Consider the following 15,362-nt stretch of genomic DNA (forward strand, 5'->3'; position numbering starts at 1 on the left):
TTTGTATTGATAGAAAATCCATCCCTTGATTTGAAGTCATTACGATATGTTTTAGCAAAACCTTCTATGGAGTAGGTTTATCGAATAGTTTTTTTCCTTCAAGACGTTGGGCTCGTTTAGCAATTGCTTCTTGTAACTCCAGAAAAAAAGGAGACGGTCCTAGAAAATGGTTCGTTTCAGATTCATGTTTCTTTCCCCACGACGCATCTAATTCGGATTTAATATTTAACTGAAGGTCCAACATTGAATCTAAAGCATGAGTTTTTTGCTGGTAAGAGATTAAAAGTGTTTTACATACTTTCGCAAAACAAAGATTTTCTTGCAAAATTAATGCCGAAGTACTAAGAAAACCAATTATTCGCTCGTCTTTGTGATTTTTTTGATGCTGAACTACTAGAAATGAAAATTCTTTTAATAAAGCATAAATAAAGGAATAATCCCTATCTTCCTTCCCTTCTAACCTATATCCATCCACTAAATTTTGTAATAGTATAATGCATTCTTTACTAACTGGCATTCCTTGCTCCAAGTAAATATACACTTCTTAATTAAAAACTCTGATAGTTAATTTAGCAAGAAAAAAATAGTAATACTTTTATAATCCTTATCTTGTATGTGGCCGATATTGGATCTATAACTTTAAGAATGAAAAGAGAACAGCTTATGTCAGAAAAGAAAACTAAAGTTAAAACCAGTTATACCAAGGAGTCTCCTACTTTTCCCGTTGAAGCCAATTCTTCTATTCTTGCAAGTATATTTAAAGGATTACCAGGAAGTATTTATTGGAAAGATAAAAATGGAGTCTACTTGGGTTGTAATGACAACATGTTGGAAATGACTGGGATGAAGTCCATCATTGGGAAAACAGACTTCGAAATGCCATGGGCGGCTTCAGCAGAAACCATTCGTAATAATGATTTAAAAGTGATGTCACTTAATACTTCCTTAGAGTTGGAAGAAGCTGGAACCATAGCAAACGGACAACAAGTTGTGGTTTTAACCAGAAAAACTCCTCTCCGAGACGAAAAAGGTAATGTTATCGGTATTGTAGGGGTTTCCTTAAATATAACCAAACGTAAAAAACAGGAAGCCGATCTTCGTTCAAGCCAAGAAAAAACACAATCCACCTTGGAAAACATTCTTGCCCACATGCCAGGCCATGTTTATTGGAAAGACAAAAATGGAGTGTATTTAGGTTGCAACAACCGACAGGCTCAGAATTTAGGATTTCAATTTGGTTATGAAATTGTCGGAAAAACTGATTTTGATTTACCTTGGGGTGAGAATCAAGCGGAATTATTTCGCCAAAATGATCTTCATATCATGGAGACCGGTGAAACTGAAATCATTGAAGAAAAAGCCCAAATTGATGGGAAAAAAGCCATTGTCTTAAGTCATAAATCACCGATGCGCAATAAAAAAGGGGAAATTACAGGAGTTTTAGGTATTTCAATTAATATCACCGACAGGAAAAAAATTGAAGCGGAACTCAACATTGCTAAAGAGAAAGCTGAAGCAGCGAGTCTTGCAAAAACAGAGTTTCTCGAAAATATGCGTCACGACATACGTACCCCCCTTACTGGCATTGTGGGATTTGCAGATCTCATCAAATACGAAGCCCAAAGCTCTCGAATTAAAGAATATGCAGATAATCTAGTCGCATCAAGCCATGCGCTACTTGATTTTATGGACGATGTCCTTGAAGCAATTCATGTAAGTTCTGGCGAAGTCCCCAAAGTGAGGAAAAAATTTGTCCTACAAAAAGTAGCTCAGCACGTTATTGATCTTAACAAAGCCAAAGCATCTGCAAAGCACTTAGATTTATCGCTGGATTTTGATCCAAATATTCCTAATTATCTCATCGGGGATCCCGTTCGAATTCATAGAATTCTTCTGGAATTGATTGCTAATTCACTAAATTTTACCGACTCAGGTTTTGTAACGCTAACAGCTCAATTAGCAAAACAAGAAAACCGTGAGGTCGTCATTAAATTCATTGTTGAAGATAGCGGTATCGGCATTCCCAAGGACAAACAACAGGAAATTTTTCTACAATTTAAACGTTTAACGCCTTCCTACAAAGGAATTTATAAAGGGGCTGGTCTAGGGCTTGCTGTAATCAAACAATTTATTGATGAATTAGATGGAGAAATATACGTTGAAAGTACGGTTGCAAAAGGCACTTCATTTACTTGCGTCATTCCCTTAAAAACTGCACTTCTTGAGGATGAAACAGGTATCGATAAAGATTACATTGATACAACCATCCCAAGATTGGAGCAAAATATTACCCCCACCAATAAACATTCTGCTCCATTGCCAACCCCATTTAAACACCGTATCTTACTGGTTGAAGACAATACCATTGCACAAACCATTGCCAAAGAAATGCTCCATCAGTGTGATTGTCAGGTCGATGTAGCAGCTGATGGGCAATCGGCCTTACAGCTTTGGAAGAAAAATAAGTATGATTTAATTTTTATGGATATTGGTTTGCCCGACATGGATGGATATCAAGTAACTCATCATATTCGAGTACAAGAAATCGCTAAAAATCATCATACCCCCATCATTGCATTAACAGCTCATATCGGTGAAGAAAACAAACAGCGATGCATTGAATCAGGTATAAACGCTGTCCTCAGCAAACCACTCACCCAAAAGAATTGTTTTGATATTTTGAACTCATTTATTCCCTCTATAGAAAAAGCAAATTCTCCCGAACATGGTCTTTTTGATTTACCAACAAAAGAAGAACAATTTTTTCAGCTCGCTGATTTTCCCCTACTTGATGTTGAAGAAGGAATTAAAACTACTGGCACAGAAGCCACACTTTGCGGAATGCTTAACCTTATGTTAAGTCACTCTTTTGTTGAAGATGTGGTCTTGCTAAAAAGAGCACATGAGCAAGCTGACTGGGAAAAAATCCAAAAACTTGCTCATAAAATAAAAGGCGGGGTAGTATATGTGGGCGCCATTCGTTTAAAAATGGCCTGCCAATATTTCGAGTACTATTGGAAATCAGGTCAACGCACTTTATTAGAACAGTTATATCAGCAAATCCTGCGCGTCATTGAGGAAACAACCTCTGAAATTAGAAAATGGATAAAAACAAAAGCACCCTATTAATCAATCTAGCATAGGGGTAGTGCAGCGGAACTCGAATTGAAAGGTGAATAATCACTTAATCGCGGGTTCCCCTGCCAGAGTTAAACAATTTGGATGAACTTAAAAACTCCCAATTACCGACTCACTCTCTGAAACAACCTCGTGAACCAATTTCAGATTCTCTACAGGTGTTTTTACAGGATATTTTTTAAAGCGAAGTGCAACAGGCCTTAAGTAGTTTGGATAATAAGGTTTTATTAAATACTCATAAGTGGCAGCCATCGCCTTATTTCTGCCACTGGGATACACTTCGAAATCATAAGCTTTTTCAGTCCACAAACACATTACCGAACACTCCTCAATCAAATAATCAAGACAGAGATTAAAGGCTCGTTCATGGTCGACCTCTGCAGCAGAAAATCGGCTCAAGTACCGGGTTAAAAATTCATCGATATTAGCATTAATTGCATTATGAAATGATGCATTGGAATTATATTCCTTTTGCACACGGAGATGATGTTCAATATAATTTTGACTGTTATACCAATCATCCCAGCGCATAATTTCAAAAGGAATGGTTAATTCATTATAAGCCCTTTCATTTCGTTTCAACCAATCGTCCCCTTCTTTTACAGCTAACTGATATAACTCCTCAGGATCAGAATGATTCATAATACCAATTGTGTGACGTTGAACACTATCATCAACAAGAATGGTACATTGTTTAAAAGAGGCGTTAATTAATTTAATAACTGCTGCAAATTTTTCGCTCTCATGAATTGCTTGTCCAACGCTAATTGGCATAAGACAAGAAGATTGAGGAAATAGCTTTCGCTCTTCTGCTGGATTTTCTCTAAAGGAGGCCTTTACAATCCTGTTATCAATTAAGCTCATGCTTTTAAACCTCCTTTTGAATTGCTTATTACTACTTTCTGCATAAAAATAAACCATATTTTATTAGATAAAAATCATTTTGTCTATTAGTTAATCACTTGCCAGCATCAATTACATAATAATTACTTAATGTTAATATTGTATAATTTGTGTAATATATGTAAATATAAATCCTAACAGCGAGTATAAAATGTCTTATAGAATAGATAATTCTGGTGGTGGTAACTGCGGATTTTATGCTTTTGCTATAGGTTTAATCAATACCATTAAAAACGAGCACGCCATCCACCAAACAAGCGCAACATACAACAGATGGAAAGAAGAAGGTCTTAGTAACGTAAACTTGCAGGACATTCTGGATGTTGATTTAAATCAATTATATCACTCCCCTAGAAATTATAAAAATGCACTCTTGTTTGAATTACAAACGTCGTTAAGAAACATCGTCTTTAATATATATAAAAACGAGCTGATTAATAGGAAAAAAGGAGAGGACGTTTTACAAGATGGACGAGCAAGAATTGAAGCGACCCCCGTTTACGATAAATTTAGAGAATTGGTTCACTTTTATTTAGATAATCAGGATTCACTCGCTGAAATAAGTCAGTTTAATGAATTAGCTTTATCCCCTGAAGTTCTTTCCTTAGCAGAAAAAACCGCTCAAACATTACGTGTTAAACTTGAAAATCCATCTTCTGATAAACCCGATATGATCGAACTACAGCATCTTCGAGATGTAGTATTGCGGGATGTGCTTTCTGAAGATAAAGTAAATCCTGATTCTGTGATTCTAAAAGGAGTAGAAAAAATTAAGGAATCAGGAAGATGGGCCACACATGATGATTTAAAAGAAATAGCAGCGCATCTTGATGTGAACCTTCACGTGGTAGGTAAAGAAAATGGGGCCTCTAGACCTCTTCTACCTACTATTACCCTAAATAATGAAGATAATGCCCATTGGACCACCAGCGTTGAACAATTAACTCCCTCCACCGCTAAATCCTCTAAAGAAGGGTATGTGGAAAAAGAAGAATATGTGGAAAAATCACCTGTCTCCAAGAAAGATGAAAGACCTTTTTCAGAAAAAGAAGAACAAGTAATAAACGCAACTGTAAGTGCTCAAGGGGAACAAGATAAAGTTAACCTCTATCGAGAAAATATAACTCAACTTATTCAAACTGCATCCAGTTTAGGTTTGTTTTCTCAAGTTAAAAATAAAATTGATCTTGATAAAATTGATAAAGCAGAGGCTCTTAAAAACGAACAGGGTGAACAAGTAGAATCCGATGAGGCTTTTGCCGAACGTTTACAAGAAGCAGAGTTAAGACGAGTTTTGGGATAAGAATCCCAAAACTGTCACCATACAAAAAATCTCACCCACCCACTTGTCCTATTCTTCCATTTTAACTATTTTATAAAAATTACCTATTCATTAAGGTATATTATAATGAGCAGCATTCAACGTTTTATTAAAGCACAGCAAGGCCAAGGTAGGAATATTTCATTTCAGCAAGCGTACGCTGAACTTGAAGCCGGAAGGAAAAAAAGCCACTGGATATGGTATATCTTTCCCCAATTGAAACAGCTTGGCTTCAGTCCAATAGCACAACATTTTGGTATTTCTGATTTGAAAGAAGCCTGTGATTATTTACAAAATGAATTACTTTTTCGTAATTATCATGCAATTGCTCAGTTGGTAGAACAACAATTAAAAAAACAGATTCCAATTGTATTCCTGATGCAGGGAGAGATTGACACCCTGAAACTAGTCTCCAGTATCACCCTATTTCGAGAAGCGGCTTCTTTTCTGTCACGACAAGAAAATACCTCTCAGAACTTTGATGACCTAATAAGTTGTTGTGACCAGATTCTAAATGAAACCTCAAAACAAGGTTATATTGCCTGTAAGCGGACGCTTAGTTTTGTGCAGGATCAAAAAAACCACCATCATTAGGAGTTTTTACATTTGTGAAAACAAACCAAATTTAATGAAACGATTAGCGTGCTAGTTTTTTCCTAAAACAATTTTCAAACTTGAGAACGGTGAACTCTTTTTGTTGTATCTCCTTGCTCAATTTTACTGTGTTGTAATAAAGACACTATAATATGATTAAAAGGTTCTTCCAATTAGTTCAGGACCAATACTTTCTCATTTGGAGGTATAGAACTAAATGGAGGATTTCTTTAAATATTTAACATACTCTTTTATGGATGGCTTGATTTGATACCTTATATACAGCGTAGTTCTTACTTAAAATTACCTCCTAATTTTTATGAAGTGATTGAGCCCACACCCATTATAGATCCTTATTTAATCAAATTTAATCAAGAGTTAGCTTCTTATCTTTGTGCTCCCCATTCCCCTTCGTTTAGGGAATCAGACATAGTCCCTTTTTATGCCGGAAATGTGGTTCCTCCACATCTTGAAACTATTGCATTAGCCTACGCGGGACATCAGTTTGGATACTACGTTCCTCTTTTAGGTGATGGTCGTGCCGTATTACTTGGTGAAATACGCAGCCAAGATGGAACTCTATGGGATATTCAACTCAAAGGTTCTGGAAAAACAATGTTTTCGCGTACTGGTGATGGCAGAGCGCCACTTTCTGCTGTGTTAAGAGAATATCTAATCAGTGAGGCAATGCATGGCTTAAATATTCCAACCACTCGTTGCTTGGCTGCAATTGCAAGCAAAGAACAAATTTATCGACAAAACGGTCCAGTACCATTAGGTGTTTTAACCCGAGTAGCTTCAAGTAGCTTACGAGTGGGCTCTTTCGAATATGCTGCAGCTCAAAAAGACGATCAGTTACTTAGAGCTTTGGCTAACTATGCTCTTGAAAGACACTACCCTGAACTTTTACCCAGTGCGAACCCTTATCTTGAATTATTTAAAAAAGTTGTTGATCGACAAGCACATCTTATTGCGGAATGGATGGGAGTAGGCTTTATTCATGGAGTCATGAATACGGATAATATGACCATATCGGGAGAAACGATAGATTATGGTCCCTGTGCTTTCATGGACGAATTTGATTTTGGTACGGTATACAGTTCTATTGATGTTATGGGACGTTATGCTTATGGAAATCAAGCAGCCATCGCAAAATGGAATTTAGCACAATTGAGTCTGGCTTTACTTCCGCTATTTAAAGACGAGAGGGATCTGCAACCCATGCAAGAAGCGCTTCACTCATTTACAGAGCGGTTCTCTAAATATTGGAATAAAAAAGTAAGAGAGAAATTAGGACTCTTTGATGAGAATATTCAACCGGTTGAGCTTATCAAAACCTTCTTCGAATTATTACAACAACATAAACCAGATTTTACAAATATTTTTCGTCTCCTGAGTAAAGCCCTCGACTCTGAGCGCTCTCAACTCGATGTAATCAATGCATTAGGAAATCAACCCAGCAGCAAACAGTGGGTTTCTGATTGGGTGAATTGTATTAAACAACAAAAAATTGGGATCAACGAAATACAAAATAAAATGAACCGGGTAAATCCTGCTTATATTCCCAGAAACCATTTAGTTGAAAACGCAATTCGAGATTTCATTGAGCAAAACGACAACACCTCAATGGATAGTCTTTTAACGGTCTTAAAAAATCCTTATCATCAACAAAAAGACACAGAACATTTACAATGTTTGCCCTTGCCTCATGAGCGAGTCTACCAAACATTCTGTGGCACTTAGCTTAGCAGCACAGCGTAATCCCGGATTTAGCCATTCGACTTACCACAAAAACAGGGTTTTGTGCTGCCCGGGTTACACAAAAATAAAATTAAAGTATTTTTTGATAAAGAACTTCTTTTAATAAAGCGCCATCCTCATAAAATTCTGCTAATTTAGTGGAGGTTGTTGCTTCAAAACCTAAAGCATCATAGAATTTTCGTGCTTGAATATTGTCTTCAAATACCCAGAGCAATATTTTTTTGTATCCCTGATTTGCAAGTTCAGAAATTGCTGCGAGGCATAATTGGGTACCCAATCCTCTCCGCCAGTACTCAGGATTCAAATAAATTGCACTGATTTCTCCCATCGTATCATCAGCACTAAAATCACGAAAAGGACAAATACTCGCAAAACCAACAATTTGGTTATGAACTTCCATGACTAATACTTTAACTTCCTGTTCTATCAAATCATGCCACTGCTGAGTTCGCTCTTTTAGGGACAGATTTTGTAATATAATTTCGGGAATAAAATCTCGATACATTTTTTGCCAGGAACAGATATGAATTTGTGCTATAGCCTCGGCATCATCTAATGTCGCTGTTCGGATATTGGGCATTACATTTTTAGTCATAATAAAAACCTTAAAGACGCAATTAATTTCTATTTGCAGATAAATTATTCACGTTTTTTAAAATTCAACTTTAGATAATCTAATATGTAATATGCTATGTTAGAATGGAAAAATTGTCACTAAAAAGGATTTAGCTATGGATAAAATCAAAAAGAAAAAACAAATAATCATTGGGGCTTTTGCCTTATTTTTTTCGTCAATAGTCACTGCAGAAACAGTCACTAGCGATGTGGCTACCACAAATGGAGCTTCAGTAGGAAAAATCGTGTTTGAAGATGGCAAATATGGATTACTTATTACCCCTCAACTGACCGGACTTCCTGCGGGTATTCATGGTTTTCACATCCATCAACATCCTGATTGTGGTGACCACGCTAAAAATGCAGGTTCTCATTTGGACCCAATGAACACCCAAAAACATCTTGGTCCATTTAACCAAGGTCATTTAGGTGATTTACCGGTATTAATGGTTGATAGCAATGGAGTCGCTAATGTGCCAATGTTAGCACCTCGCTTAACTACCAAAGACATCAAAGGACACTCCATCATGGTTCACGCGGGCGGAGATAATTACAGCGATAATCCTCCTTTAGGAGGTGGTGGTGATCGTATTGCATGTGGAAAAATCCCTTCATAGCAAGAAAAGAGTTTATCCGGATTCAGATATAATCTCATCCGGATTTCCATATTTGTGAATTTTTTATTTAAAGTATTTTCTTTCTTATTATTAATTGGCATGATACGCCCCAAAATAATAATAAGGGAAATGTGATGTCTAGTTTTTTTTCAAAAATTGAATCAACCTGGCGAGGATACTCTAGCCTGAGAGCTAAATATGCTAATTTAATTCCTATACCGGAACCCTCCTATTTTCGTCCTATTCATGACATATCTACTTTTACTGACTTACTTGTCCGTCCTATTCACAGCCCACTTTGGTTAGGTGTGAATGCGTTATTGCTCTTTTTGAAAAGTTTTATTTATTTAGCCGCTACTGCATTATTACTAATACCTGCTTTATTATTAGCAGTTTTTGCACCCCGATCCCAAATAAGTGCGGGTGCTTGTTCCTCATTTAAAGCAAGCGCAGCACATACAATTGTAGATGCAACCATGGGTGTTATTGCAACATGCGCCGCACTCGCTTCTATTGTTTTTAATCCAATATATTTACTTACTCGATGTCTAAGCACTGTGGTTGAACACTTAAATGAAGTGACGGAATCCTGTTGTGGACTAACTATTGCGCGATTTAATTAATTAGTAAATTTAATTCAAAACATGAAGCGAAATCTGAGTCAAATTGAGTGCAGCTCCTTTTCGCTTCACCTATAGAATTATTAATCGGATCGACTGTATTTACCAATTAATTCAGTTTGTTCAATGATATGATTTTGCATGGCGGTCTCTATTTCTTTTTTTGTAGCATGTTCTCCCAGAGTCAATGAGGTATCTAGAGCATAGAGTTTGAAGGAATACCGATGAGTACCTTTTGGGGGACAAGGTCCACCATAGCCTGTTTTACCCCAACTATTTTGTGCACTTATTGCGTTCGAAGGTATACCAGTTTCCAATTTAAGCTCATGACAATCAGGAGGTACATTAAATAATATCCAGTGTACCCATAAACCCATTGGCGCGTCTGGATCATCCATGATTAAAACAAAAGATTGAGTATTTTTAGGTATATCGCTCCACACCAAGGGTGGTGAATGATCGGTACCATCACAAGTATATTCTCTGGGAATAAACTCATTATGAACAAATGCAGGGCTTTCAAGTATCATTACACACTCCTTGTAATGGAACATTTAATTGCAATTTAGACTATTTTTGAACAAAAATACAGGAGTGTGATAGGGAGTCATTAAACTAGATCGTTAATTTTCCTCTTAAAATCTGCCAAAACATGACGAAATCACCCATCAGGCTATATAAGGGATAATGAAATGTCGCGGGTTTATTTTTTTCATAAACAAAATGCCCAATCCAGGCAAATCCATAGCCAGCTATAAGCATCAAAATGAGCCAATAACCATGCCCAGTATAAAGAAAAAAAATAAAACTTAAACAAGCTAGAAGAGTGCCCAAAGCATGCAAGCGCCGACACATGAGTGTTTGATGCTCATTGAGATAAAATAAATAGAACTCATCAAAGTTTTTAAATTTCTTATACTTTTTCATACAAATTAAGAAAGTTCTGTTAATTTTTTAAATTATAGTTTAAAAGCGCATTTCAATGTTATTATTAAAATAAGGATGGTTTTTTATTAATCAACGTGGTGACTTATATAGAATGAATGAGATCAATGTAGAACAATTAAAAAATCTACTGGATGAAGCAACAAAAAGTATTAAATCCTCAGAACGTCTTCTTGATGAATTAAAGAATGCACCTATAGAAGAAGATTCTTCTATGGAAGATACAATTTGTTCCATCCAATTAGTTCTACAATATCGTTTAAGTAATCAAGATACTCTGGCTTTACTTTTAAGCATTGATCAAAACTTACTTTATCTCTTGGATATTCAGCCGCGAAATTCATCTAAAATGAATATGGATCGTCTAGCCTATGCTTTGGGAAATGAAGACTTAAAACAAGTCATTCATGTGCTTACGTCACTCGTTAATTCTCTACTAAGAATTACCCACCGTTATCAAAAAGATCACTTAAATTTTGAATTAAAAGCACATCAAGGTAGACACATCAAGCAAAACACATTCATTAAAGGAATGCAAAAACTGATTTTCCAACACGATCATTTTTTAAACTTGATGCGTAAACTAGCAGAAAATGTGACCCTCCTTTTAGAGTATCAATCCGTAGGACCACTTTTTGATCATATAGCCGCGCTCAGAGGTCCCATATCCCAATTTTATCAAGCCACATTACATGGTCTTGGGGTAGCGAAAGAGCTTTATGAAAAGATTAATAAGAACGAGTTGTTGAATCAAAAAGTGGAGATTCTCTTAAAACAAGCTGAAGAAGTGCTCAATATTATGCCTTCAATTTATAAACCGCACCCTCATTATACTTTGACCCCTCCAAGTAATACCTTGACTCAACCAAGCAGCACACTAACGCTACCAAGAGCACCATCGCCTGAGCAATTAGAACAGCGTGCCGCAGCCAAACGATTAAGACCTTTTTTCAATTAGAGATGAGGTCTCGTAGCCGAAAACGCAACGCTCACCTGAGAGCCCAGGTTCGCTCCGCTTCACCCAGGCTACAAGTTTACGTCGACATCGTCGCGTGAATGATTATAAATAACAACCAATGCCATCATAACCAATTACATGACATGACTTATAAGCGCTTTGCTCAAGTCGATAACGTACGGAACCATAATTGGCAATAATGGTGCCATTTTTAGTTTGCTCTACCTGAGGTTTTCGATAGTCCTCTGAACGCTCACAGGCAGCATGCTCTTGTATCCAAATTCCCCCTTTTGAAACAATACGCGCATTACTTGGGCTCAGTCTGTTATTTCCACAATTTTTAATGACCAAATGCTCTATTTTGGGGGCAGAAAAAATTAGATCATAACCAGCTGCCGCCGCTTTTACTGCGTTTTCAGCATCCAAAATGCCATGCCCACAAGGTTTTTTACCCACACAAGATTTATTCGCATCATTACTGACTCCAAAATCATGTGTTGTTGAATACAATAATTGTTCTACTTGTTCTGGACTAAGTACTTTCTCACTTGCAGCAAAAATTAATCCGGCAACTCCGGCAACATGAGGGGTTGCCATACTAGTACCTTGATAAAAATCGAAGCCCGAGCCATTATATCCACCTCCAGGGTTCACTGTGGATAAAATTCCTCCCCAAATGCCATAACGCTTGTCTCCTCCTGGAGCAGCTAAAGTAACACTTGGACCATAGTTTGAAAAATAGGATCTAAGGCCTTCAGGTCCTGTAGAAGCTACTTTAATGGTTCCATTACAAATCGCGGGTGCATTAAAATGCTCCCAAACGTTGTCATTTCCTGCTGCGACAGCCAATACCGCACCTTTTTTGCGTGCAAAAAAGACTGCTTCTTGTAATGCTTGATCACAATAGTCTATTTCATCTTTAGGACCTCTATCGACTCCAAAACTCATGTTCAATATCTTTGCTGGATGAATGTTTGGTGGTATTCCAGGGACGTCGCCACCTACAGCCCAATATATGGCATTAATGACGTAGCTTTCATAAAACATTCCATTAGCTGCAGGAATTTTTAAAGGAAGGATTTTTAAATCCTCACCCATCCCACTCATCACACTGCCATAACCAGCAATCGTCCCAGCAACATGAGTGCCATGGTACGAGCGGGTTTCATCAACCAAATTATTATTATTTCCTGCAAAATTCCAACCCCATAAATTACCTGAACTATCTTTTACTAGGTTATTTATTAAACTGTCATTTAAAGCAATTCCCGTATCTAAGACTGCAACTACTATGGGCTTTTTGGAAAGACCCGTGGTGTACGCCCAAGCACCATCTCTAAATCCAGGCTTTGACTCCAACATAATTCCTGCGGGTCGAGAAAATTCATCCCACTGACTTTCATGAGATAATATATCACCGGCACCTAAAATCTCAGGATCCGGAACCGGTTTAAAATAACTTACTCTATCTTTAACTGCATATAAAACTTGAGGATTGTTGCGCAAACGTTCTAAAACCAAGGACGTAGGATCTTCATTATCGTTTTGAACCAAAGTACTGTTTGTTGAGTCTAAAATTAGTAAAAAGGCCCCATTGGCCATAGGATTCAATTCTTTAACCGGTAATTGGGTTATCTGTTTTATTTGTGTTTTTAAAGATGAAACACTTGTCATTTGTTCTTTATATTTGATTATTACTCGCACTGTATCTTCACCCGAGGCGGCAAAAATACCTTGTGTAATAATTAAAAGACCTAAACCTAAAATCCCTGATTTAAACATGCAACAATCTCCTTATAAAAATACATCGAAATTCAGTATGCTATAAGAAAAAAAGCAAAACAAGATGAACCATATCCCAAAATTTTACGCTAATGTTCTTAATGTATTAAGCTTAAAATAGATTTTGAAATTCTTAATGCACTTTATATACTGCATTCATCCCTTCGTTTATTTTAAAAAATGTTTATGAACTTACGAAATCTATTTTATAACATGGCCATTCAATGCATACGAAAAGTGCAATCCTTACTTGGAATCATAACCATGGGGCCACGCGCTATTATTCTAAATCAGGAAAATCAAGTTCTGTTGGTAAAACACACTTATGAACCCTATTGGTTTCTTCCAGGTGGCGGGGTAAAAAAAGGTGAAACGGTAAAAGAAGCCTTAATACGGGAATTAAAAGAAGAGGTTGGAATAATCCCAACTGAAGAACCGAAATTATTTGGGATTTATTTTCATATCTACATGGGAGTCCATGACTATCCGATTGTTTTTATTATTAAATATTTTAATTCTATAAAAACTCATTCTTACGAAATTGAACAAATGGCTTGGTTCGATTACCATAATTTGCCTGAATTGGTGAGTCCGGGAACAAAGCGTAGACTGGATGAATATTTTGCTCAAAACGCTCAATCAGACAGATGGTGAATTGTTGCACACACTGTATGATTGAGAAAAATTAGACTCGCAGTCTGGGTAAAGGCGCAAGGCGTAGCCCCGGGAAGAAATTAAGAAAAACCCGGGGTCACTCTGCTACGCAGCCACAAATCAATAGCGATATTGCTCTGGCTTATAAGGACCATTGATTTCCACGCCTAAATAATCTGCTTGTTCTTTCGTGAGTGGGGTTAATTTTGCTCCGATTCTCTCCAAATGCAAGCGAGCTACTTTTTCATCCAATAACTTGGGAAGAACATAAACTTGTCGATCATATTGAGCAGCATTTTTAAATAATTCGATTTGCGCCAAAATTTGGTTGGAAAAAGATGCTGACATCACGAAACTTGGATGCCCTGTAGCACATCCTAGATTGACCAATCGTCCCTCAGCTAAAAGGATTAATCGCTTACCATCTGGGAATATAATGTGGTCCACTTGGGGCTTTATATTCTCCCATTGATATTTCTTTAAGCTATGCACATCGATTTCAGAATCAAAATGACCAATATTGCATAAAATAGCCTGATTTCGCATACGTTTCATGTGATCGTGAGTCACTACATGGTAATTACCCGTGGCGGTCACAACGATATCTACCTGTTCAGCAACATCATCCAGAGTTACTACCCGATATCCTTCCATTGCAGCTTGCAGCGCGCAAATGGGATCAATTTCTGCAATTAGAACATTTGCACCTTGACCTCGTAATGCTTGCGCACATCCCTTCCCTACATCTCCATAACCTAAAATTAAAGCGACCTTTCCAGCTATCATTACATCGGTCGCACGTTTTATTCCATCAAGCAAGGACTCACGACAACCGTACATATTATCAAATTTGGATTTAGTTACTGAATCATTCACATTAATCGCTGGGATTTTTAAATCACCCTTTCTAGCCATTTCATATAACCGTGCAACGCCTGTAGTTGTTTCTTCAGAAACCCCTTTAATTCCTGTTAATAGTTCTGGGAATTTTTGGTGAACCATTTGTGTCAAATCGCCACCATCATCAAGCAACAAATTAGGCGACCAATCATTGGGTCCAATGAGAGTTTGCTCCACGCACCACCAATATTCTTCTTCAGTTTCACCTTTCCAGGCAAATACTGGAATACCCTTTGCGGCAATAGCTGCAGCAGCATGGTCTTGGGTAGAAAATATATTACATGAAGACCAACGAACTTCGGCGCCTAACGCAATCAGCGTTTCGATCAGCACTGCAGTTTGTATTGTCATATGCAAACAACCTGCAACCCGAGCACCCTTTAATGGCTTGGTTGCAGCAAACTCTTCACGCAAAGCCATTAATCCTGGCATTTCAGTCTCGGCAATCGCAATTTCTTTGCGTCCCCACGAAGCCAGTGACATATCAGCTACTTTATAATCTTTCGTCATATTGCTCCCTGCCTCTACCTTATTGACTAGTTCCATTAGCTCTC

15 protein-coding genes are annotated in these 15,362 nt (G+C 37.3%); 8 read left to right on the forward strand and 7 right to left on the reverse strand.

What is annotated here, in order from left to right:
* Positions 1-64: 64 nt before the first annotated feature.
* Complete coding sequence (locus HBNCFIEN_RS11770) at positions 65-517, reverse strand: hypothetical protein (protein WP_182391272.1); 453 nt, start codon at positions 515-517, stop codon at positions 65-67.
* Positions 518-663: 146 nt separating this feature from the next.
* Between HBNCFIEN_RS11770 and HBNCFIEN_RS11775 the strand changes: the two genes are divergently transcribed.
* Positions 664-3,129 carry a PAS domain-containing sensor histidine kinase gene (locus tag HBNCFIEN_RS11775; protein WP_182391273.1) on the forward strand — a complete coding sequence of 822 codons (2,466 nt, stop codon included), beginning with the start codon at positions 664-666 and terminating at the stop codon, positions 3,127-3,129.
* A 99-nt stretch (positions 3,130-3,228) separates the two neighbouring features.
* Here the strand turns inward: HBNCFIEN_RS11775 and HBNCFIEN_RS11780 are convergent, their stop codons facing one another.
* Positions 3,229-4,002 carry a tRNA-dependent cyclodipeptide synthase gene (locus HBNCFIEN_RS11780; RefSeq protein WP_182391274.1) on the reverse strand — a complete coding sequence of 258 codons (774 nt, stop codon included), beginning with the start codon at positions 4,000-4,002 and terminating at the stop codon, positions 3,229-3,231.
* Between the two features lie 190 nt (positions 4,003-4,192).
* On the opposite strand from HBNCFIEN_RS11780, the gene HBNCFIEN_RS11785 reads away from it, so the two are divergent.
* From HBNCFIEN_RS11785 to HBNCFIEN_RS11795, 3 genes are all read left to right on the forward strand, one after another.
* Positions 4,193-5,344 carry a hypothetical protein gene (locus tag HBNCFIEN_RS11785; RefSeq protein WP_182391275.1) on the forward strand — a complete coding sequence of 384 codons (1,152 nt, stop codon included), beginning with the start codon at positions 4,193-4,195 and terminating at the stop codon, positions 5,342-5,344.
* A gap of 105 nt (positions 5,345-5,449) precedes the next feature.
* The gene (locus HBNCFIEN_RS11790) at positions 5,450-5,956 is read left to right on the forward strand and encodes a DUF1810 family protein (protein WP_182391276.1); all 507 of its coding nucleotides are present in this window, start codon (positions 5,450-5,452) and stop codon (positions 5,954-5,956) included.
* Positions 5,957-6,223: 267 nt separating this feature from the next.
* Entirely contained in the window at positions 6,224-7,699 is a 1,476-nt protein-coding gene (locus HBNCFIEN_RS11795; RefSeq protein ID WP_255464204.1) for a YdiU family protein, read from the forward strand.
* An 88-nt stretch (positions 7,700-7,787) separates the two neighbouring features.
* On the opposite strand, the gene HBNCFIEN_RS11800 is transcribed toward HBNCFIEN_RS11795, so the two are convergent.
* Positions 7,788-8,312, reverse strand: coding sequence for a GNAT family N-acetyltransferase (locus HBNCFIEN_RS11800; RefSeq protein ID WP_182391277.1), 525 nt, complete (start codon positions 8,310-8,312; stop codon positions 7,788-7,790).
* Between the two features lie 136 nt (positions 8,313-8,448).
* Here HBNCFIEN_RS11800 and HBNCFIEN_RS11805 point away from each other — a divergent pair, with 136 nt between their 5' ends.
* Positions 8,449-8,949 carry a superoxide dismutase family protein gene (locus HBNCFIEN_RS11805; RefSeq protein ID WP_182391278.1) on the forward strand — a complete coding sequence of 167 codons (501 nt, stop codon included), beginning with the start codon at positions 8,449-8,451 and terminating at the stop codon, positions 8,947-8,949.
* Between the two features lie 134 nt (positions 8,950-9,083).
* Entirely contained in the window at positions 9,084-9,572 is a 489-nt protein-coding gene (locus HBNCFIEN_RS11810; protein ID WP_182391279.1) for a hypothetical protein, read from the forward strand.
* Positions 9,573-9,652: 80 nt separating this feature from the next.
* On the opposite strand, the gene HBNCFIEN_RS11815 is transcribed toward HBNCFIEN_RS11810, so the two are convergent.
* On the reverse strand, positions 9,653-10,099 hold the full coding sequence (locus tag HBNCFIEN_RS11815; protein WP_182391280.1) for a YbhB/YbcL family Raf kinase inhibitor-like protein: 447 nt from the start codon (positions 10,097-10,099) through the stop codon (positions 9,653-9,655).
* Positions 10,100-10,184: 85 nt separating this feature from the next.
* Entirely contained in the window at positions 10,185-10,496 is a 312-nt protein-coding gene (locus HBNCFIEN_RS11820; protein WP_182391281.1) for a DUF962 domain-containing protein, read from the reverse strand.
* 112 nt (positions 10,497-10,608) lie between these two features.
* On the opposite strand from HBNCFIEN_RS11820, the gene HBNCFIEN_RS11825 reads away from it, so the two are divergent.
* Positions 10,609-11,472, forward strand: coding sequence for a hypothetical protein (locus HBNCFIEN_RS11825; RefSeq protein ID WP_182391282.1), 864 nt, complete (start codon positions 10,609-10,611; stop codon positions 11,470-11,472).
* A gap of 102 nt (positions 11,473-11,574) precedes the next feature.
* On the opposite strand, the gene HBNCFIEN_RS11830 is transcribed toward HBNCFIEN_RS11825, so the two are convergent.
* Positions 11,575-13,254, reverse strand: coding sequence for a S8 family serine peptidase (locus HBNCFIEN_RS11830; protein WP_182391283.1), 1,680 nt, complete (start codon positions 13,252-13,254; stop codon positions 11,575-11,577).
* 264 nt (positions 13,255-13,518) lie between these two features.
* Between HBNCFIEN_RS11830 and HBNCFIEN_RS11835 the strand changes: the two genes are divergently transcribed.
* Positions 13,519-13,908 (forward strand): NUDIX domain-containing protein, encoded by a 390-nt coding sequence (locus HBNCFIEN_RS11835; protein WP_255464205.1) that lies wholly within the window; start codon positions 13,519-13,521, stop codon positions 13,906-13,908.
* 120 nt (positions 13,909-14,028) lie between these two features.
* Here HBNCFIEN_RS11835 and ahcY read toward each other — a convergent pair whose 3' ends face one another.
* A complete protein-coding gene (ahcY, locus tag HBNCFIEN_RS11840; RefSeq protein ID WP_182391285.1) occupies positions 14,029-15,354 on the reverse strand; it encodes an adenosylhomocysteinase in 1,326 nt (441 codons plus the stop codon).
* Between the last annotated feature and the right edge of the window lie 8 nt (positions 15,355-15,362).

Origin of the sequence: Legionella sp. PC997, from assembly GCF_014109825.1 — a bacterium.
Lineage (GTDB): Bacteria > Pseudomonadota > Gammaproteobacteria > Legionellales > Legionellaceae > Legionella.